This is a genomic window from Pseudaquabacterium pictum (assembly GCF_005403045.1).
Taxonomy (GTDB): Bacteria; Pseudomonadota; Gammaproteobacteria; order Burkholderiales; family Burkholderiaceae_C; genus Pseudaquabacterium; species Pseudaquabacterium pictum.
Genome location: NZ_BJCL01000004.1, coordinates 39918 through 59683, shown reverse-complemented (window position 1 = coordinate 59683; position 19766 = coordinate 39918). Strand labels below are relative to the sequence as shown.

The 19766-nt window shown below is 70.5% G+C and carries 17 protein-coding genes; 6 read left to right on the top strand and 11 right to left on the bottom strand.

Annotated features, from left to right (window positions below):
• Nucleotides 1-219 precede the first annotated feature (219 nt).
• Together FFT10_RS09885 and FFT10_RS09880 are read right to left on the bottom strand one after the other, a co-directional pair.
• Complete coding sequence (locus FFT10_RS09885; RefSeq protein ID WP_137732653.1) at nucleotides 220-861, bottom strand: PEP-CTERM sorting domain-containing protein; 642 nt, start codon at nucleotides 859-861, stop codon at nucleotides 220-222.
• 62 nt (nucleotides 862-923) lie between these two features.
• Complete coding sequence (locus FFT10_RS09880; protein ID WP_137732652.1) at nucleotides 924-2969, bottom strand: PhoX family protein; 2046 nt, start codon at nucleotides 2967-2969, stop codon at nucleotides 924-926.
• Nucleotides 2970-3218: 249 nt separating this feature from the next.
• Between FFT10_RS09880 and FFT10_RS09875 the strand changes: the two genes are divergently transcribed.
• The gene (locus tag FFT10_RS09875; protein WP_162520738.1) at nucleotides 3219-3968 is read left to right on the top strand and encodes a DNRLRE domain-containing protein; all 750 of its coding nucleotides are present in this window, start codon (nucleotides 3219-3221) and stop codon (nucleotides 3966-3968) included.
• A gap of 4 nt (nucleotides 3969-3972) precedes the next feature.
• Here FFT10_RS09875 and asd read toward each other — a convergent pair whose 3' ends face one another.
• Nucleotides 3973-4851, bottom strand: a complete 879-nt coding sequence (gene asd / locus FFT10_RS09870) for an archaetidylserine decarboxylase (protein WP_137732650.1) — start codon at nucleotides 4849-4851, stop codon at nucleotides 3973-3975.
• 55 nt (nucleotides 4852-4906) lie between these two features.
• On the opposite strand from asd, the gene FFT10_RS09865 reads away from it, so the two are divergent.
• Nucleotides 4907-6556, top strand: coding sequence for an aminotransferase class III-fold pyridoxal phosphate-dependent enzyme (locus FFT10_RS09865; protein ID WP_137732649.1), 1650 nt, complete (start codon nucleotides 4907-4909; stop codon nucleotides 6554-6556).
• 6 nt (nucleotides 6557-6562) lie between these two features.
• Here FFT10_RS09865 and FFT10_RS09860 read toward each other — a convergent pair whose 3' ends face one another.
• Complete coding sequence (locus FFT10_RS09860) at nucleotides 6563-7180, bottom strand: hypothetical protein (protein ID WP_137732648.1); 618 nt, start codon at nucleotides 7178-7180, stop codon at nucleotides 6563-6565.
• Between the two features lie 202 nt (nucleotides 7181-7382).
• Here FFT10_RS09860 and FFT10_RS09855 point away from each other — a divergent pair, with 202 nt between their 5' ends.
• The 4 genes from FFT10_RS09855 (at nucleotide 7383) to FFT10_RS09840 (ending at nucleotide 12248) form a co-directional block, all read left to right on the top strand.
• Nucleotides 7383-8651, top strand: a complete 1269-nt coding sequence (locus tag FFT10_RS09855; RefSeq protein WP_228027043.1) for a glycosyltransferase family 4 protein — start codon at nucleotides 7383-7385, stop codon at nucleotides 8649-8651.
• On the top strand, nucleotides 8608-9501 hold the full coding sequence (locus tag FFT10_RS09850) for a UDP-2,3-diacylglucosamine diphosphatase (protein WP_137732646.1): 894 nt from the start codon (nucleotides 8608-8610) through the stop codon (nucleotides 9499-9501). The genes FFT10_RS09855 and FFT10_RS09850 overlap by 44 nt, the downstream gene beginning before the upstream one ends.
• Before the next feature lie 103 nt (nucleotides 9502-9604).
• Nucleotides 9605-10960, top strand: a complete 1356-nt coding sequence (locus FFT10_RS09845; protein ID WP_137732645.1) for an esterase-like activity of phytase family protein — start codon at nucleotides 9605-9607, stop codon at nucleotides 10958-10960.
• A 28-nt stretch (nucleotides 10961-10988) separates the two neighbouring features.
• Nucleotides 10989-12248, top strand: a complete 1260-nt coding sequence (locus tag FFT10_RS09840) for a glycerophosphodiester phosphodiesterase family protein (protein WP_137732644.1) — start codon at nucleotides 10989-10991, stop codon at nucleotides 12246-12248.
• Between the two features lie 37 nt (nucleotides 12249-12285).
• On the opposite strand, the gene FFT10_RS09835 is transcribed toward FFT10_RS09840, so the two are convergent.
• The 7 genes from FFT10_RS09835 to FFT10_RS09805 form a co-directional block, all read right to left on the bottom strand.
• The gene (locus FFT10_RS09835) at nucleotides 12286-13125 is read right to left on the bottom strand and encodes a GNAT family N-acetyltransferase (RefSeq protein WP_373282491.1); all 840 of its coding nucleotides are present in this window, start codon (nucleotides 13123-13125) and stop codon (nucleotides 12286-12288) included.
• A gap of 91 nt (nucleotides 13126-13216) precedes the next feature.
• A complete protein-coding gene (gene hpaI, locus FFT10_RS09830) occupies nucleotides 13217-13999 on the bottom strand; it encodes a 4-hydroxy-2-oxoheptanedioate aldolase (protein WP_137732642.1) in 783 nt (260 codons plus the stop codon).
• Nucleotides 13999-14802, bottom strand: coding sequence for a 2-oxo-hept-4-ene-1,7-dioate hydratase (gene hpaH, locus FFT10_RS09825; RefSeq protein WP_137732641.1), 804 nt, complete (start codon nucleotides 14800-14802; stop codon nucleotides 13999-14001). The genes hpaI and hpaH overlap by 1 nt, the downstream gene beginning before the upstream one ends.
• Nucleotides 14803-14905: 103 nt before the next feature.
• On the bottom strand, nucleotides 14906-16018 hold the full coding sequence (locus FFT10_RS09820; RefSeq protein WP_137732640.1) for an ABC transporter substrate-binding protein: 1113 nt from the start codon (nucleotides 16016-16018) through the stop codon (nucleotides 14906-14908).
• A 33-nt stretch (nucleotides 16019-16051) separates the two neighbouring features.
• Nucleotides 16052-17503 (bottom strand): aldehyde dehydrogenase family protein, encoded by a 1452-nt coding sequence (locus tag FFT10_RS09815; RefSeq protein ID WP_137732639.1) that lies wholly within the window; start codon nucleotides 17501-17503, stop codon nucleotides 16052-16054.
• 57 nt (nucleotides 17504-17560) lie between these two features.
• Nucleotides 17561-18298, bottom strand: coding sequence for a hypothetical protein (locus FFT10_RS09810; protein ID WP_137732638.1), 738 nt, complete (start codon nucleotides 18296-18298; stop codon nucleotides 17561-17563).
• Nucleotides 18299-18312: 14 nt separating this feature from the next.
• Nucleotides 18313-19707 (bottom strand): MBL fold metallo-hydrolase, encoded by a 1395-nt coding sequence (locus tag FFT10_RS09805; RefSeq protein ID WP_162520737.1) that lies wholly within the window; start codon nucleotides 19705-19707, stop codon nucleotides 18313-18315.
• Nucleotides 19708-19766: the final 59 nt, after the last annotated feature.

Genomic DNA, 19766 nt, shown 5'->3' with positions numbered 1-19766 from the left:
GCAGCAACAATCGGCTCAGACTACCGACCGGCCGTGACTGCCGAGTGATGTTTCGACGCGCTTTGGTGCGTTGCATGGTCCGTTCGGACCATGCCCACGCAGCCTTCTGGCCGGGCTGGGCGGGTGTGGCGGCAGGCGTGTGACAGCCCATGGCGCACCAAAAGAAAAGGCCGGGCTTGCGCCCGGCCTTGTTCTTGCTGTTGTCTGTTGCGGGGACGCTCAGCCCATGCGCTGGCGCACGCCCAGGAAGCCCACGGCCACCAGGCCGGCGAGCATCAACGCCCAGGTGCCGGGCTCCGGCACCGGCGTGGTCAGCACCAGGTTGTCGGCGACCACGCCGACGCCCTTGAAGCTGATGCTGCGGATGTCGGCTTGCGCGCGGGTGATGCCCAGGAACTGGCCGGCGTTGTAGTCCTCGGCCGTGGCGCCCACGGTGAAGCTGTGGGTCTCGATGATCAGGCCGTTGTCGCCGTAGGCCGACACTTCCACCGCCAGCGCGAACGGCAGCGCCGCGTTGGCATAGTGGCTGACGAAGGCGCCGGCGCCGCTGCTCAGGCCGTCGCTGAAGGTGAAGCGCAGCTCACCGCCGACACCGCCGGCGGCGAAGTTGCCGATGGCGCCCCACAGGCCGTTGTCGCCCAGGTCGCGGTTGTTGGCGCCCAGCTCGGCGCCGCTGTCGCCGCTGAACACGACGCCGGGGGCCACGGTCACCGGGCCGCTGCCCAGCAGGCCGTCGAAGGCCTCGAAATCGACCATCATGGTCGGGCCGGCGATGGCGGCGGCGTCGTTGACCAGCAGCGCGTGGGCCGGCAGGGTGGCCGCGGCGGCCAGGGTGGCGGCGGCAATCAGGTGCAGTTTCATGGGAACTCCAGTCGAGGGATGGGGATGCGGGTGGCAGCCGGCCTGGGCCGGCCGCGTGGCGGTCAGGTGCCGATCACGCCACCGTCGTCCTTGGTGATGACCACCACCGACGAGCGCGGCTTGGTCACCACGGCCTGCGTGGTGGGGCCGTTGGCGCCGCTGTCGGGCCAGGTGCTGTTCTTGGTGTAGCCGCCAGGGGCCCAGTCCTCGCCCGGGTGCTGGATGCCGACGAACATGGTCTTGCCGTCCGGCGTGTTGATCACACCGGTGACCTCGCAGTTGCGCGGGCTGGTCAGGAAGCGGGTGATCTTGCGGGTCGACGGATCGGCCGCGAACATCGCGTTGCCGCCGATGTTGGCCCAGTCGCCCAGGCCATCGCCCTGCTGGTCGGTCTGGATCCACAGCCGGCCCTGCTTGTCGAACCACAGGCCGTCGGGCGCACCCAGGTCGTCGCCGTTGATGTTGCCCTTCAGGTTGGCCGCCGTGGCCATCTTGTCGCCGCACTCGGCGAAGATATCCCAGTCGAAGCTGGTGGCGGCCGGGCTGTTGCCGGTTTCGGTCCAGCGGATGATGTGGCCGTAGCGGTTGTCCGGACGCGGGTTGGCGGCATCCACCGGCGGGCGGGAACCGCCGGCGCTGGACGACCCGTTGGGGTTGTTCACCGACGCCGGGCTGGTGCCGCGGCGGTTGTTGTTGGTCAACGTGAGGTAGACCTCGCGGGTGGTGGGGTGCACGGCCACCCACTCCGGGCGGTCCATCATCGTGGCGCCCACGCGGTCGGCGGCCTGGCGGGTGCGGATCAGCACGTCGGCCTGGCTGGTGAAGCCGTTCTCGGCCGTCAGCGGGCCCACGCCGAAGACCAGCGGCAGCCAGGTGCCGGTGCCATCGGCATTGAACCGGGCCACGTACAGCGTGCCGCTGTCCAGCAGGTTGCGGTTGGCGGCGCGGTTGGTCTTGTTGAACTTGCCGGCGCAGACGAACTTGTACATGTAGTCGTTGCGCTCGTCGTCACCGGTGTAGAAGCAGACCGTGCCGTCCGGCGCCACCGCGTAGTCGCAGCTCTCGTGCTTGATGCGGCCCAGCGCGGTGCGCTTGACCGGCGTCGAGCGCGGGTTGAACGGGTCGATCTCCACCACCCAGCCGAAGCGGTTGGGCTCGTTGCGGTTGCCCGGGGCGTTGAGGTCGAAACGCGCATCGGCCTCATGCCAGCGGTAGCCGAAGCCGCCGGCCGTGACGCCGTAGCGGCGCTCGACGGGCGTCTGCGTGAAGGCGCCGTTGGCACCGAAGTAGCCGTTCCAGTTCTCTTCGCAGGTGAGGTAGGTGCCCCAGGGCGTGGTGCCGTGGGCACAGTTGTTCAGCGTGCCCATCACCGACATGCCGGTCGGGTCGGCAGCGGTCTTCAGGGCATCGGCGCCAGCGGCCGGTCCGCTGATGGTCATCGGCGTGGCGCCGGTGATGCGGCGGGCAAACGTCGACGGCCGCACCACGCTCCACTTGCCACCCATGCGGCGCAGTTCGACGACGCTCACACCATGGGCCGCGACCTGCGCATCGACCAGGGCCTTGGTGATGGTGGCCGAGCCGTAGCTGGCGGTGTTGGCGTGCAGGCCCGGATCGACGTACTCGTGGTTGACCACCAGCAGGCCGCGGTCATTGCTCACCGTGCCCGCGCCGACACCGGCGAACGGGAAGAAGTGCATGCCGTCGTTGTGCTGGCCGAAGGTCGCGTTCTGCACGGCAGCCGTGATGGGCGACGGATCGCTGTGGTCGTGGCCGACCAGGGCGTTCGGGCCGGCCACGCCGATGGCGTCGCCCCAGCTGACCATGACCTTGGCGGTGTAACCAGCGGGCACGCGCACCGCATCGATGAAGCCGGCTGCCAGGTTGGGCGGCAGGCCGGTGAAGCCGATGGCGCCGGTCGGCGCCGGTGCCACCGGATAGGCATGGGCCGACGTACCGAAGCCACCCAGCGTGGCCAGCGTGGCCGCACCCAGGGTGCCCTTCATGAAATTGCGGCGGCCGGTGAAGGCGGCCATGACATCGCGGATCGATGCGTTGCCGGACGGATTGATGGTCTCGTCGTTGCTCGGGTGAAAGACGCTGCTCATGGCGGGGATGCTCCTGGCGTGTGGTGTGGCTCCGCCGTCACTGGCCTGGTTGTGCGGCGGAATGCCGTGGAATCTAGGGAGGCGATGTGACCGTGGCGTGAAGGCCTTGCCATGCCCCCCGATCGAGTCGGGGCACACCGGCCGCGGTGCTGTCACATGGCCGCCACGTGGGGTGCCTACGCTGCGGATGGCAACAGACAGGAGTGCGGCATGCGATCGATGGACGGCAGACACGGGCTTTGTCTTTTGGTGCTGTTGGGCAGCGGCGCCGCCCAGGCGCTGCCGGGCGAGGTGGTCCACCAGTTCCAGCCCGTGGCGGACACGACCATCTTCGCCAACGCCACCGATGCACCGTCGGTCGTCGACTGGGACAGCGTCAGCGACAGCCAGGGCGGATCGTTGTGGCTGGGAACGACGGCAGGTGGCTTCGTGCGGCGGGCCTTGCTGCGGTTCGACCTCGGCAGCATTCCGGCGGGGCAGGTGGTGGTGTCGGCTTCCCTGCGCCTGTTCGAGACGCGTTCGGTGGACGACCATGCGGTGCGGGTGCACCGGCTGTTGTCGCCTTGGGGCGAGGGGCCGTCCAACGGCGGATCGCTGGGTTCCGGCGCGCCGGCGCAGGCGGGCGATACCACCTGGCGCTGGAGCAGTTTCGGCGTGACCGAATGGGCCCGCCGCGGTGGCGACTTCGTGGCGCAGTCCAGCGCTGCCACATTGGTCGGTCCGGCGCCAGCGGCCTACACCTGGACGAGCACGCCCGGCCTGGTGGCCGATGTGCAGGGCTGGCTGGACCGGCCCGCCAGCAATTTCGGCTGGATCCTGATCGGCGCCGAGCCGGCGGACACGCGCACCGCCAAGCGGTTTGACAGCCTGCAGGGGTCGGTCGCGCCGCAACTGTGGGTGGTCACCAGCCCGGTGCCCGAGGCGTCGACGCTGGCCATGCTGTCGGCCGGCCTGCTGGTGCTGCTGGCCCTGCAGCGCGGCCGCCGCCACACCGCCTGAGGCTTCAGGCGCCCGCTGGCAGCCGCATCAACGCCTGGCCCATGCGCAGCCGGCTGCCGGGGGCCAGGCCATCGGCCAGGGTGAAGCCGCGCGGCGTGAAGACGATGATCGTCGAGCCGTGCTGGAACCAGCCCATTTCCTGGCCCTTGGCGAAGTGGGCGTCGCAGGGCAGTTCATCGGGCCCGCGGTAGTCCAGCCCGAGCAGCGGGCTCAGCCAGTGCAGGCGCAGGCTGGCCACCAGGATGGCGGCCACCGGCACCAGGGCCACCGGGTGCCCCGCCGCACCCACCCGGGTGTGCACCACGGCGCGCTCGTTGCGGCAGAACAGCTTCTGCACCCGCTTCAGCGCGATCGGGTTGACGTTCCAGGTGTCGCCGCTGTGGTGGGTGACATGGTGCACCTGGCAATCATGCGGCGCATGGAAGCGGTGGTACATGCCCGAGGTGAGCCGCAGCGTGGCGAAGACGCCGTCGCGGTACGGTGCAAAGGCTTGCGGGTCATCCCCGAACAGTTCGGGCAGGGTGTACGGAAAGCCCTTGGCCTGGAACACCGTCAGCCCCTGCACCGGCCCGCAGGCGCCCAGGATGGCGTCGCAAGGGCTGCAGAGCACCTGCGGGTCGGCATCCACCGGCCGCGCGCCGGGCTGCAGCTCGCGGATGAAGCAGTCGTGCATGCTGTCGAAGCGCGTCTTGCGTGCGTCGCGCAGGTCCAGGTCGCCGAACAGCTGCCAGATCCACAGCGAGACATCGCGCACCAGCGGCTGCCGGATCTGGCTGAACCAGCCCATGAAGCGGGTGAGGGCGATGCGCGGCACGCGGTTGGTCAGCAGGAAGTTCAGGTCCTCCTGCTGCAGGATGCGGTCACGCCAGTGCTGGAAATTCATGCGGGTGTCAAAGCCGGTGGTTAGAAAGCGGGTGGACGCCAAGGAGGCCCACCCGATGAATGAAACCCTTGCACTCACCGCCGTGGCCCTGGCCTCGGCGGCGCTGGTGCTGCCGGCGGCCAAGCGCCGGCTGGAACTGTCGATCGCCAAGCACCCTTCGCTGACCGGCCATGCCCGCATGGCCAAGCGCGTGGCCGCGCTGCTGCCTGGTTATGCCTACGACGCCGAGCGCTTCTTCAACAGCGACCAGGCGCCGGCCGAGGCGGTGTCGCGCCGGCGGGCAGCGCTGCAGAAGCTGGCGCAGCAGCTGGGCGATCGGCATGCCCGGTCGCTGGCGCTCACGCGCCAGGCGGCCGACGGCCTGTCGGACCTGCAGTTCACCAGCGCCTACCGGGTGCCCTTCCAGTACAGCCCCTACCTGCGCAAGCACCTGCAGGTGGCCAGCTTCGTGCAGCGGGCCGACGGCGTGACGGTGACCGACCTGGACGGCCGGACCTTCTACGACCTCACCGGCTCCTACGGCGTCAACGTCTTCGGGCATGACTTCTACCGGCAGGTGATGGCCGAGGCCACGGCCCGTGCCAGCAGCCACGGCGTGCTGCTCGGGTCGTACCACCCGGCGGTGGCCTTCAACGTCGAGCGGCTGCGCCAGATCTCGGGGCTGGACGAAGTCTCGTTCCACATGAGCGGCACCGAGGCGGTGATGCAGGCCGTGCGCCTGGCGCGTTACCACACCCGCAAGACCCACCTGGTGCGCTTCTGCGGCGCCTACCACGGCTGGTGGGAGGACGTGCAGCCCGGCCCGGGCAACCCGGTGAAGCCGCGCGACACCTACACCCTCAAGGAGATGGACGCCGACACGCTGCGGGTGCTGCGCACCCGCACCGACATCGCCTGCGTGCTGGTCAACCCGCTGCAGGGCCTGCATCCCAACAGCGCGGCGCCGGGTGATTCGTCGCTGGTCGACAGCAGCCGCCGCGCCGGCTTCGACCGCAGCGCCTACACCGCCTGGCTGCAGGAACTGCGCACCGTGTGCACCGAGCGCGGCATCGTGCTGATCTTCGACGAGGTGTTCATGGGCTTCCGGCTGGCACTCGGCGGTGCCCAGGCCTACTTCGGCGTGCGGGCGGACATGGTGACCTACGGCAAGACGCTGGGCGGTGGCCTGCCGGTGGGCGTGGTGTGCGGCAGGCGCGCCCTGATGAAGCGCTACCGCGAGGACCGGCCGGCCGACATCTGCTTTGCCCGCGGCACCTTCAATGCCCATCCGATGGTGATGTGCGCGATGCAGGTCTTCCTGGAGCGGCTCGACAGCCCGGCCGTGCAGGCCGTCTACGACGGCCTGGATGCGCGCTGGAACGCCCGCGCCGCCCAGCTCAACCAGCAGCTGCTGGCGGCCGACGTGCCGGTGCAGGTGGCCAACATCAGCTCGGTGTGGACCCTGTTCTACACCCAGCCGGCGCGGTACAACTGGATGCTGCAGTTCTACCTGCGGGCCCATGGCCTGGCGCTCAGCTGGGTGGGCACCGGCCGGCTGGTGTTCAGCCTGGACTACAGCGACAACGACTTCAGGGAGGTGGCGCATCGCATCGTGGCAGCCTGCAAGGAGATGCAGGCGGATGGCTGGTGGTGGCACGATCCGCGCCGCACCAACCAGACCATCCGCCGGGGCATCCTGCGCGAGCTGCTGGCGCAGCGGTTCTGACAGCCCTCAGTGCCCGCGGCCCGCGGCCGCGTGGTGCATCGGGTCGATCAATTCACCGCGCAGCAGGTGCAGCGGCGCGCGGTGGTACAGCCAGATGTCGTGGAACGGATCGGTCAGGATCTTGGTGGCCCACACCAGGCCGGTCTGCACGCCGCTCAGGATGAACAGGTGCAGCGTGCGGAACACCAGGCCGGCCACGCCCAGCCACAGCCAGATCCAGCCCACGTTGCGGGCATACCCGGCGAAGTCGGTGTGCGGCGTCAGCAGGCCCCAAAGGCCGGGCTGCAGTGCCACGGCCAGCGGCGCCGCGGCCCACACCGCCAGCAGCACCACCTTGCGGCGCAGGTTGTAGCCCACCTTGATCGCCTCCTTGTGCGCATGCGTGGCCTGGTTGACATGGTCGTAGCCGGTGGGCTCGAAGAAGAAGTGGCCGCTCTGGCGGGTGGTCATCGACACCAGCCAGCCGATCAGCGCGGCCAGTGGCGGGTCGACGAACAGCACGCCGTAGGCGATGACGAAGCTGATGGCGCTGACCAGGTGCAGCGTCTGGTTGATGCGGCTGTGGTGGTAGTAGCGGTGGTCGTCCCAGCGCTGCTGGCGCAATGCGTCGCCGAAGGTGGTCATGCGTGCCGTCCATTGGGGGTTCGGTGGAGGGGCCGCCTGGCGCACATCGGGTGTGTGGCCGGGCGTGCGGGCCAGGCCCGCGGGGCGCATGCTGGCGCCGGGTGATGAAGCGGTGGTGACGGTGCCGTGTCGGGCCGATGGCAGTGCGCCTGCCGCCACGTCATCAAACTGTTGCCGGCGGCTGCCAGCATGGGCCATGGCCATGCAACCTGCCCACTGCGGCGATCCACCCGGGCTGCCACCGCTGCACATCGCCGTGGTGACGGAAACCTATCCACCCGAGGTCAATGGCGTTGCGCTGACGGTGGCCCGCCTGGTGCGGGGCCTGCAGGCGCGTGGCCACCGGCTGCAGCTGGTGCGCCCACGCCCGCGGCTTGACGCGCCGCCAGACAGCCAGGCGAGCGGCCTGCTGGACGAGCTGCAGCTGCCCGGCCTGCCCATCCCGCGCTATCCGCAGCTGACCATGGGCCTGCCGGCCACCGGCGTGCTGCGGGCGCGGTGGCAGCAGCAGCGGCCCGATCTGGTGCACATCGCCACCGAGGGGCCGTTGGGCTGGTCGGCCCTGCGGGCGGCGCGGCAGCTGGGGCTGCCGGTGACCTCGGACTTCCGCACCAACTTCCAGGCGTACAGCCAGCACTACGGCATCGGCTGGCTGGAGCGGCCGATCCTGGCCTACCTGCGCCACTTCCACAACCGCACCCAGGCCACGATGGTGCCCACGCCCGTGCTGCAGCGGGCGCTCATGCGCGCGGGTTTCGAGAACGTCAGCGTGGTGGCCCGCGGCGTGGACACCGCCCAGTTCGGCCCGGCCCAGCGCAGCACGGCGCTGCGCGCGTCCTGGGGCGCCGGCCCCGACACCTGCGTGGTGGCCCATGTGGGCCGGCTGGCAGCCGAGAAGAACCTGGGTCTGCTGCTGCAGGCCTTCGACGCGGTGCGCCGGGTGCGGCCCGACAGCCGGCTGCTGCTGGTGGGCGATGGCCCGGAGCGCGCCGCGCTGCAGGCACGCTGCCCGGATGCGGTGTTCGCCGGCATGCGCAGCGGCAGCGACCTGGCGGCGCACTACGCCTCCGCCGATGCCTTCGTCTTCCCGAGCATGACCGAGACCTTCGGCAATGTGGTGCCCGAGGCCATGGCCAGCGGCCTGCCGGTGCTGGCCTACGACCATGCCGCCGCCGGCCAGCTGATCCGCAGCGGCCACAACGGCCTGCTGGCCCGGCTGGGCGACGCCGCCGGCTTCGTGGCCCTGGCTGCCGACCTGGTGGCCGATGCCCACCGGGCGGGCATCTGGGGTGCCAGCGCCCGCCAGACCACGCTGGGCTGCCAGTGGGAGCAGGTGGTGGCCCAGGTGGACGGGCTGATGCGCGCGGCGCTGAACCGTCATCCAACCGTCCTGCCCCTGTCATCGGACGCCAGCACCATGGCAGTCCATGCATCCACCGCACTGCACCGTGCCAGAACACCCCCTGGATGACGGCGCCAGCCTGCGGGTGCGCACCGTCTGGATCTCCGACCTGCACCTGGGCACGCCCGGCTGCCAGGCGCGCGCCCTGCTCGACTTCCTGCGCCAGGTGGACTGCGAGACGCTGTACCTGGTGGGCGACATCATCGACGGCTGGCAGCTGCGGCGCAGCTGGTACTGGCCGCAGTCGCACAACGACGTGGTGCAGAAGATCCTGCGCAAGGCGCGCAAGGGCACGCGGGTGGTCTTCGTACCGGGCAACCACGACGAGTTCGCGCGGCGCTATGTGGAGCACAACTTCGGTGGTGTCGACGTGGTCGACGAGGCGGTGCACACCACCGCCGACGGCCGCCGGCTGTGGGTGACGCACGGCGACCACTTCGACGGCGTGATCCAGTGCGCCAAGTGGCTGGCCCATGTGGGCGACTGGGCCTATGAGCGCACGCTGCAGGTCAACAGCTGGTTCAACCGCGCGCGGGCCCGCCTGGGCCTGCCGTACTGGAGCCTGTCGAAGTACCTGAAGGGCAAGGTCAAGCGGGCGGTCAGCTACATCGGTGACTTCGAGGCCGCCGTGGCGCGCGAGGCGCGCCAGCGCGGCCTGCATGGTGTGGTGTGCGGCCACATCCACCATGCCGAGATCCGCGAGGTGGAGGGCGTGCTGTACTGCAACGACGGCGACTGGGTCGAGAGCCTCACCGCGCTGGTGGAACACCACGACGGCCGGCTGGAGATCGCCGACTGGTCGGCGCAGCGCGCGGTGCAGCTGCCCTCCCGGCAGACTGCCGGGGCCGATGCAGCCGAGGAGCCCGAGGCGCTGGAGCCCGTGCACGCCCCGCCGGCGCTGGCCCGTCGCCTGACTTGAGTCTTTCATCGGACTGTCGCACCCAACGGGCAGGATCAGCGGCATGCCTGCGTGGCCACGCAGGTGCCACCGATCACAACCCTGTCCCCGAGGAGAACACCCGATGACCGCTTCCACCCTGGCCGGCCGCTTCCGCCTGCTGGCCCTGGCCGCTGCCGCGGCCGCCGCCGTGGCCCCCGCAGCCGCCAACACCCTGACCGGTTGGGCCCTGCTGCCCGCCGCCACCTTCAGCGACGGGCCCACCTCCGGCCAGTTCGCCTTCAGCAACGCCAACAGCCCCGCCAACAACCCGCCGTACATCGGCAAGCAGCCGGTGCAGGGTTTCTCGGGCGTGCTGCAGGGCGCGAACGGCAGCTTCCAGATGCTGGTGGACAACGGTTTCGGCGCCAAGGGCAACTCGGCCGACGCATTGCTGCGCATGTACGCGGTGCAGGTGGACTGGGCCGGCAGGTCGGTGGCCGCCGCTGACTTCCAGACCGGCGCTGTGCTGCCCGGCTACACCGCGGCCAGCCGCATCACCCTCAACGACGCCCAGCGCAGGATGCCCTTCGGCATCGTGGCCGACGGCGCCAACTACCCGGGCAGCGCCATCGCGGTGGATGCGGCCATCACCCAGGGCCGGCTGCTGACCGGCGGTGACCTGGACATCGAGTCGGTGCGCCGCGACCGCAGCGGCAACCTGTGGTTCGGCGAGGAGTTCGGCCCCTTCCTGGTGAAGGCCGATGCCAGCGGCACGGTGCAGAAGGTGTTCCGCACGCCCAATGTGCTGGGCCTGGATGCCAACCCCTGGGTGCAGTCGCCGTCCAACCCGATGCCCACCGGCGCCAACAACCTGCCCGGCTCGGGCGGCTTCGAGGGCATGGCGCTGAACGCCAGCGGCACCAAGCTGCACACCCTGCTGGAGCGGCCTGTCAGCTCCGACACCGACCAGAAGCGCCTGCTGGTGCAATCCTTCGATCTGGCCAGCGAGTCCTTCGACGGCAGCTGGTTCGGCTACAAGCTCGACACCCTGGGCACCAACATCGGCGACATGACCGCCATCGACGACCACCGCTTCGTGGTGATCGAGCGTAACGGCGGCACCGCCACCAGCGGCACGCCGTTCAAGAAGATCTTCCTGATCGACAGCAGCCAGAAGGATGCCGACGGCTTTGCGAAGAAGACCGAGCTGGTCGATCTGATGAACATCGCCGACCCCGACGACCTGAACGGCGACGGCAGCACCACCTTCACCTTCCCCTACGTCACCATCGAGGACGTGCTGATCCTCGACAGCCAGACCCTGCTGGTGGTCAACGACAACAACTTCCCCGGCGGTGGCGGCCGCAACCTGCAGTCGGACAACACCGAGTTCCTGAAGATCAGCCTGACCGCGCCCATCCCCGAGCCCGGCACCTGGGCCCTGATGGCCGCCGGCCTGCTGGCCGTGGGTGCGCTGGCCCGCCGTCGCAGCACCTGAACCCATCAACATCCCGAGGACCCCCACCATGCACAACTTCCTTCCCACCCTGCTGGCCAGCGCCGCGCTGGCCGCCGCCGGCCTGGGCGCCAGCGCACCGGCGGCTGCCGCCGGCTGGAACACCCTGTCGGGCGCCGCGCCCATCGTCATCGGCCACCGCGGGGCCTCGGGCTACCGGCCCGAGCACACCCTGGCCGCCTACGACCTGGCCATCCGCCAGGGCGCCCACTTCATCGAGCCCGACCTGGTGATGACCAAGGACGGCGAGCTGCTGGCCCGGCATGAGCCGATGCTGGCGCGGGTCAACCTCAACGCGGACGGCAGCATCAAGTATGTGAACGGCGCGCCCGAGCTGAACCGCACCGACACCAGCACCAATGTCTGGCAGCTGCCGCAGTACGCCGGCCGCCTGCAGGTGAAGACGCTGGACGGCCAGAAGGTGGGCGGCTGGTGGGTCGAGGACTTCACCGCCGCCGAGATCCGTACCGACATCTTTGCGCAGGAGCGTCTGCGCGATCTGCGCACCGGCAACAACGCCTACAACGACCAGGACCGCATCCCGACGCTGCAGGAGGTGATCGACCTGGCCAAGGCGCGCTCGGCCACGCTGGGCCGCACCATCGGCATCTACCCCGAGACCAAGCACCCCACCTACTTTGCCGCGGTGGCCCAGGCCAATGGCGTGCAGCGCATGGAGGACAAGCTGGTCTCGATCCTGCATGCCAACTACGGCAACACCGCCAGCGCGCCGGTCTACATCCAGTCGTTCGAGGTGGGCAACCTGCAGTACGTCAACAGCATCACCGACATCCGCATCGCCCAGCTGCTGAGCAGTGGTGGCCGGCCCTATGACTTCGCGGTCAGCGGCGACACGCGCACCTACGCCGATCTGGCCAAGCTGAATGCCGCCGGCCTGCAGTTCATCGACACCTATGCCGACGGCGTGGGCGCCAACACCAACCTGATGATCCCGCTGGTGGCAGGCAAACTGGGCACGCCCACCACCCTGGTGGCCGATGCCCACAGCCTGGGCCTGGAGGTGCATGGCTGGACCTTCCGCGCCGAGAACATCTTCCTGCCCAACGAGTTCGACAGCAGCACCGACCCGGCGGCCTTCGGCGACATGGCCGGCCAGGTGAAGGCCTTCGTGGCGCTGGGCATGGACGGCTTCTTCACCGACCACCCGGACCTGGGCGTGTCGGCCGTGCCCGAGCCCGGCACCTGGGCGCTGCTGCTGGGCGGCCTGGGCCTGGTGGGTGCGGCGGCGCGCCGCCGTCAAGCCGCCTGAACGGCTGCCGCGGGCTGCGGCCGGCGGCGCCTGCCCCTCAGCTGGGCAGGAAGCGCCGGCGGTAGGACGCCGGCAGATCCGCCAGGTCCATGATCATCGGCAGGTCGGCGGTGCGGAAATCGGGGTCCCAGGCGGGTGCGCCCAGCACCCGGCCGCCGCACTTCAGGTAGCCCTTGATCAGCGGCGGCGCTTCCACCGGCAGGTCGCCGCGCAGGCTGTCCACCGGCAGCGGCAGGCGCGGCACGGCCACCAGCGGCGCCGGTGCCAGGTGGCTGCGGCGCAGCTGCTGCCACAGGCTGGCGGCGGTGTGGCCGCCGTCGGCCATCGGCACGCTGGCGCAGCCCACCGTCAGGTCGAGCTGGTTGCGCACCATGAAGTCGGCCAGCGCCGACCACAGCATCAGGATCACGCCGCCCTGGCGGAAGGCGGGGTCGGTGCAGCTGCGGCCCAGTTCGGCGATGCGCGGGCGCAGCGCGTCCAGGGCCGAGAGGTCGAACTCCTGGTCGCTGTACAGGCCGCCGGCACGGCGGGCGGCGGCGGCCGTCAGCACCCGGTAGGTGCCGACCACCCGGGCCGGGCTGTCGGCCGTCTCGGCGATGCGCACCAGCAGGTGTTCGCAATGGGCGTCGAAGGTGTCGACATCCAGACCCGGTGGCGTGCCGGGCAGCACCGGCAGGCGGGCGCCCATTTCGCCGGCAAAGATCCGGTGCCGCAGGCGCTGGGCCTCGCGCACCTCGTCGGCATGGCAGGCCCAGACGGCCTCCAGCCGCAGGTTGTCGGCCCCGGGCACCGGGGTGCGTGGGGCGCTGCGGTGGGCCTGCGCCGCTGGCGCGCTGGGGTGGGGGTGGCGTGTCTGCGCGGGTGCGAGGTTCTGCATGCCGGCCATGCTGGCCGGCCGCCGTGTCCTCGCCATGACCCCGGCATGTCAGTTCGGTGATGGTGGCCCGCCCGCCCTGCAGGCCGCCTGATCAGGGCGGCACGCCAGCCGCCGTGAACCGCGTGGCGAGTGCGCGTGCCGCGCGGGCCAGCAGGGTGGCCTCGACGCCGACCGCCACGAAGCGGACGCCCATCCCGATGTAACGGCGCGCCAGGGCGTCGTCCACCGCCAGGATCCCGGGCGCCTTGCCGGCGGCCAGGATGCGATCGATGGCGCTGTCGATCGCCCGCTGGACATCCGGATGGCCTGGGTCGCCCAGGTGCCCCATCGATGCCGACAGGTCGGCCGGCCCGATGAACACGCCGTCGACGCCCTCGACCGCGGCGATGGCGTCGAGCTGCGCCAGTGCCGATGCGGTCTCCACCTGCACCAGCAGGCACACGCTGTCGTTCGCCTGCTGCAGATAGTCCGGGCGTGCGCCCCAGCGCGACGAGCGCGCCAGCCCGCTGCCCACGCCGCGCACGCCCTGCGGCGGGTAGCGGGTGGCCCGCACCAGGTCACGCGCCTGCGCGGCGGTCTCCACCATCGGCACCAGCAGCGTGGTGGCGCCGATCTCCAGCACCTGCTTGATCAGCACCGCATCGCCCTGCGGGATGCGCACCACCGGGTGCGAGGGATAGGGTGCCACCGCCTGCAGCGCGCCCAGCATCGACCGCAGGTCGTTCGGGCCATGCTCGCCGTCGATCAGCAGCCAGTCGAAGCCTGCCGTCGCGCACAGCTCGGCCGCATAGGGGTCGGCCAGCCCCAGCCACAGGCCGATGCGTGCACCGGGTGCGGTCAGTGCCTGCTTGAAGGTGTTGGCTGGCGTGCGCATCAGACGAACTTCACCGAGATCGAGCCCAGCGGGCCATAGTCGGCATGGAAGGTGTCGCCGGCGGCGCAGGCCACCGGGCGGATGAAGCTGCCGCCCAGCACGATCTCGCCGGCGGCCAGGCTCTCGCCGTGCCGCGCCAGCGTGTTGGCCAGCCAGGCCACGCCATTGGCCGGGTGGTTGAGCACCGCCGCGCCCAGGCCCGACTCCTCGATCACGCCGTTCTTGAACAGCAGCGCGCCGGCCCAGCGCCAGTCCACGGCATCCGGGCGCATCGGCCGGCCGCCCAGCACGATGCCGGCGTTGGCCGCGTTGTCGGCGATGGTGTCCAGCACCTTGCGCGGCGCCTTGGTGTGGCGGTCGAATTGTTCGATGCGGGCATCGATGAGCTCCAGCGCCGGGACCACATGGTCGGTGGCATTGAGCACGTCGAACACGGTGACGCCGGGGCCGGCCAGCGGCTTGGCCAGGATGAAGGCGAACTCGACCTCGAAGCGCGGCACGATGAAGCGCGCCGCCTCCACCTCGCTGCCGTCGCGCAGCAGCATGCTGTCGAGCAGGGTGCCGTGGTCGGGCTCGGTGATCTGCGAGGCGATCTGCATCGCCCGCGACGTCAGGCCGATCTTGTGGCCGATGACGCGGCGCCCGGCCGCGCACTGCAGCCGCACCCATTCGCGCTGGATGGCGTAGCTGTCGGCGATCGTCATGTCGGGATGCCGGCGCGAGAACTGCGCCACCTGCACCCGGGTGCGTTCGGCGGCATCGAGTTCACGCGCCAGCGCGGCGTGTTGGCTTGTCTCTAGCATGGTGGTGGCCTCTGTTGTGGTGGAACCCGCGACGCTGGCCGCGCTGGCGCGCCGCCACAAGCCACGGAATCCGCTGGATGCTCAAGCAAGGATCGACAACCGCTCAGTCCTTCAGCGGCGAGATGCCCTGCACCGGTCCGATCAGGCGTTCCATCAGGGATTTCAGGCGCTCGACCCGGGCGCGGTCGCGCATGAAGGCCAGGAAGTCCAGCGGATCGGTGTTGTACTGCGCCAGCGGCTTGAAGCCCGGCAAGGGGGCGACATCCTTGCGCAACGGAAACTGCCGCGGTTGCGACTGCATCGGCAGCGACAGCATCCAGCTCATGTAGAGCTTGGCTGCCGCGGGATGCCTGGCGTCCTTGAAGATGGCACCGGTCTGCGCCCAGGTCAGGAAGGGGTCGCTGGTGGGCAGCACGAAGCGGGTGTTGGCCGATTCCACCGGCACGAAGGCGCCCGAGGTGGCTGCCGACACCGCGTACTTGCCGGCCTCCACCGCGTCGCGCGGCGTCTGGGTGCCACGCACCCACTGCACGCCCTGCGCGTTGAGCTGGTCGATGAAGCCGATGCCGTGCTTCTGGATCATCTTGTCGAAGATGTAGAGCACCGCATCGTCGTCGTGCGGGTAGGCGATGACGATGCGGTTCTTGAACTGCGGCTTCAGGAAGTCGGCGTAGTCGCGCGGCGCATCGGCGGCATCCACCTGCAGCTTGTTGTAGCTGTTGGCAAAGGTCAGCATGAACAGGCCGGTGAAGCGGCCCTGCGGATCCTTGTAGGCATCGGGCACCTGGTCGAAGCCCACCGGCCGGTAGGCCAGCAGCAGGCCGCGGCGCGCCCAGTCGTCGAAGTCGTGCAGGGTCTGCAGATGCGCCACGTCGGCCTTCAGGTCCTTGCGCAGCAGCTCCTCCTCGATGCGGGCATCGTGGTACTTGCTGAGGTCGACCACGATGTGGATCTTCATGCCGGGAAACTGGCGCTCGAAGCCGGCCTTGATGCCGAAGCCCTGCGTCACCTCGTCGCCGCCGGCATACACCGTCAGCGTGCCGCCTTCCTTCAGCGCGGCCTGGTACAGGTCCTGCAGGGTCTGGCCGGATCCGTCGCGCTCAGCGACCGCAGGCGGGGCGGTGGCAGGGGTCTGCGCTCCGGCGGCGATGGCCACGGCGGTGGCGGCGAGCAGCGCTGCCCGCAGGAGCAGGCGGCGGTGGAAGGTCATGGGCATGGTGGTGTCGTCCAGGTGGGAGAGGATCGGATGTCAGGCTGCCACGTAGGCCGTCTTGACCGTGGTGTAGAACTCGGCGGCGTGGCGGCCCTGCTCGCGCGGGCCGGCGCTCGATCCCTTGCGCCCGCCGAAGGGCACATGCGGATCGACGCCGGCTGTCGGTGCGTTCACCATCACCATGCCGGCCTGCAGGTGGCGCTTGAAGTGCGCGGCCCACTTCAGCGACGTGGTGCACACGCCCGCCGACAGGCCGAAGGCCGTGTCGTTGGCCACCGCCAGCGCTTCGTCGGCATCACGCACGCGGATGACGGATGCCACCGGGCCGAAGATCTCTTCGCGGTTGATGCGCATGCCGTTGTGGGTGTCGACGAAGAGTGTCGGCTGCAGGTAGAAGCCGGGCTTGCCGTCGATGGCGGGCAGTGCCTCGCCGCCGAAGGCCAGGCGCGCGCCCTCGCTGCGGCCGATGGCGATGTAGCCGCAGTCCTGCTGCAGCTGGCTGGCATCGACCACGGGGCCGATGGTGGTGCGCGGGTCGCGGGCATCGCCGACGACCAGGGTTCCCATCCGCGCGACCAGGGCGGCGACGAAGCGGTCGTGGATGCCGTCGGTCACCACCAGGCGCGACGACGCAGTGCAGCGCTGGCCGGTGGAGAAGAACGCACCGTTGAGGGCGCAGGCCACGGCGACCTCGAGGTCCGCGTCGTCCAGGACCACCAGCGGGTTCTTGCCGCCCATCTCCAGCTGGAACTTCGCCATCGCGCCGGACCGGCCGATGCAGGCCTGCGCCACCCGGCGGCCGGTGGCCTCCGAGCCGGTGAAGGTCACGGCCTGCACGCCGGGGTCGCCCAGCAGCACCTCGCCCAGGTCGCGGCCGCGGCCCATCACCAGGTTGAAGGTGCCGGCGGGCAGGCCGGCGCGGCTGATGATCTCGGCCAGCGCCCAGGCCGACCCGGGCACCAGCTCGGCCGGCTTGAACACCACCGCGTTGCCGTGGGCCAGCGCGGGCGCGATCTTCCAGGCCGGGATGGCGATCGGGAAGTTCCAGGGCGTGATGATGCTCACCACGCCGACCGGCTCGCGCGTCACCTCCACCGTCAGCCCGGGACGGGTGGACGGCAGCAGCTCGCCGCGCTGGCGCATGGCCTCACCGGCGAAGAAGCGGAAGATGTGCGAGGCCCGCAGCACCTCGCCACGTGCCTCGGCCAGCGGCTTGCCCTCCTCGCGGGCCAGCAGGTCGGCCAGCGCAGCCTGCCGGTCGGCGATTTCGCGGCCGATGGCATCCAGCGCATCGGCACGCTGCTGCGGCGTGCTGGCGGCCCAGCGCGGTTGCGCCGACTGGGCGGCCGCCACGGCCTCTCGGGCCTGGTCCGCACTGGCCCGGGCATAGCTGCCGATCACATCCCGGGTGTCCGACGGGTTGGTGTTGTCGGCCGCATCGGCGCCGTCCATCCAGTCACCGGCGATGTAGTTGGGGTGGGTTGTCATGGCGGTTGGGTCGGTGGGTGCCAGCGCGGCGGCGGCGAAGTGGGGCAGGGGGAGGGATCAGCGCCAGGCCGGCGGGCTGGCGAAGACCGGCATGTCGCGGAAGGCAACGGCGGGCAGTTCCACCCGGTCCGGCGACACGCTGCCGGCAAAGGTGGCGATCACCGGACCTTCGTGGGCCTCGGCCCAGGCATCGGGCCGGCCGCCGTGGGGATGGGTGTCGACCAGCACGCAGGCCGCCTGTCCGGTGGCATCGGTGGCCATGAAGCAAGCATGGTGCAGCCCGCGCGCCAAGGTGACCCGGCTGCTGGCCACGGCGCCGTTGACCGTGCTGGCGCGTGCCAGGGCCTCGAAGCCGGTGGCGGTCGGGCGCATGCTGTCGATGGCGAGCCGGGTGTGCCACCACACCGCAAACGATGCGCCTGGCTGCAAACGGGTGGCGTGGTGTGCCGCGCAGCTGCGCAGCACCACGTGCTGCAGCAGGCGGTCGGGCTCCGGGCGCGGCAGCGCGCGCTCGGCCCGATGGGCTGCTTCGGCCTGTTCCAGGGCCTGCCGTGCCAGGGCAGCGGTCTTCGGGGCGGCCGTCTGCGCACAATGGTGTCGCACCAGGGCCGCCAGTGCGGGCTGCCCGCGAGCCTGCCGCTGTGCCGCGCGCAGGTGGCTGTCCGACGGGACACCGGTCGTGCCTGCAGGCACGAGGCGGTCGGCCAAGGCCGCGTCGGTCGGTCCCGACAGGCAGGCCAGTGGCAGCAGCGCCACCGCCACGGCAGCAAAGGAACGGTGGGGCCGCGGGCGCATGGCTGCAGCCGGTGTCAGTTCAGCACCGCCGACGCGCCGCTGCCCAGCCAGACCTTGGCAGCGGTCGACGTGCCGTCGAAGCTGGCCTGCAGCGTCTTGCCCTTGGTGGGCAGGTAGGTCAGCAGGCCGCAGGCGGCCACCCCGGTGCTGTCGGTGGTGGCGGTGCAGGTGCCGGTGGTGCCGGCCAGGCGCAGCGTGACCGCTGCGTTGGCCACCGGGCCGTAGGGATCGCTGATGCGCACCCGGGCCGAGACGTTGTGGTTGTCGCCCGAGCCGCTGGTGAGGCTGGAGACCACCATCTCCACCGTGGTGGTCAGCCAGACCGGGTTGACCACGGTGGCATCCAGCGCGTTGACCTTGGCGGCCGAGCACTCGCGCAGCACCGACAGCGAGCGCAGCGTGCTGGCGTTGCCGATCAGGAACGGGTTGCGGCCGCCGGCGGTGCCGGCCCGTATCGCATCCACCTTGGCCAGCGAGCCATCGACGAAGGGATGGGTGTGGATGGTGCCGTCCACGTTCTCGGCCTTGGCCAGCTGGTAGGTGCGCTCCGCGCCATCCAGATACTGCTTGGCCAGCGGCAGCGTGGTCGGCGTGCCGGTGCCACCCCAGTAGACCAGCTTGTAGGTCTTGTCGCCGATCGTCGCGGGCAGGATGCCCGAGACGGTGCCGGGCGTGTGGCCGGGCGTCGACAGCACGGTCAGCGCCTGGCCGTCGACCGTGATGGTCTGCGGTGTCAGCACCTCGGTGGGCAGCGCCGTGGTGGTGATGAAGTTGGTGGCCGAGCCGGCGAAGGCGGTGGTGTTGCGGGGGTTGGTGGCCGACAGCGCCGCCGCATCGGCCGAGCCGATGTAGACCGGGCCGCCGTAGGCATCCTGCATGTGCTTCAGGCCGTTGTAGTGGTCGCCATGGCCGTGCGTGGGCATGCCGGCCTTGAAGCTGGCCGGGTCGATGCCCATGGCCACCAGGCCGGGCACGGTGATCTCGCGGGCATCGGCCAGGGTGTTCTGGCCGTCGAGCAGGAAGTAGCCGTTGGCCGTCTTCAGCACATACACGCCCACCCAGCGCCGGCCGGCGTAGTACAGGTTGTCGAACAGCCTGGTCATCGGCACGACCGTGGTGTTCTGCAGTTCCGGCGGTGCACCGACGTTCTCGACCGAGTAGCACCACTGGCGGCGCTGTTCACCGGCGAACTCGGTGCCGGCATTGGCGGTGGCGGTGTCCAGATGGCGCTGGTACTCGCTGGTGCCAGCCGGCGGTTCGGTGAAGCGGGGTGCGGCTGCGGTCGGCAGCACCAGTGCGCTGTCGACGAAGGGCGTGGCGAAGTCGCTGCCGCCGCCGCCGCAGGCGGCCAGCAGTGTGGCAGCGGCCAGTGCAGCCGGGGCCAGCCGGTGGATGGAAGGGTGTGGCATGGTGGGGTCTCCTCCTTGTTGAAGTCCGGACAGCGGCCGCCGCGGGCGCGGCGGTGCCT